At 47.3% G+C, this 300-nt stretch carries 1 tRNA gene; it reads right to left on the bottom strand.

Annotated features, from left to right (window positions below):
* Positions 1–84 precede the first annotated feature (84 nt).
* Positions 85–158 (bottom strand) — tRNA-Trp (locus tag GQY27_RS21310).
* Positions 159–300: the final 142 nt, after the last annotated feature.

The raw sequence follows: 300 nt of genomic DNA, 5'->3' as shown, positions 1-300 counted from the left end.
CCACGAATGCCGGAGCCACAGACCGGTGCGTTAACCCCTTCGCCACGACCGCCATCTTACTTTTTACTGAAACAAACAAGATTATGGCAGGGGCAGCAGGAATTGAACCCACACTAACGGTTTTGGAGACCGCTGTTCTACCTTTAAACTATGCCCCTAAGAAACTGTTAAAGGATGATTTCGAACCACCGAACCCTTAAGAAATCAGATTTACAGTCTGATGCGTTTGGGCCACTTTGCTAATTCTCCATAATAAAACTGGTGCCGGCGAGAGGACTTGAACCCCCAACCTACTGATTA

Source organism: Paenibacillus sp. An7 (assembly GCF_009870785.1).
Lineage (GTDB): Bacteria > Bacillota > Bacilli > Paenibacillales > Paenibacillaceae > Paenibacillus.
The sequence above is the reverse complement of the archived record's forward strand: the minus strand, read 5'-3'. Positions and strand labels throughout refer to the sequence as shown.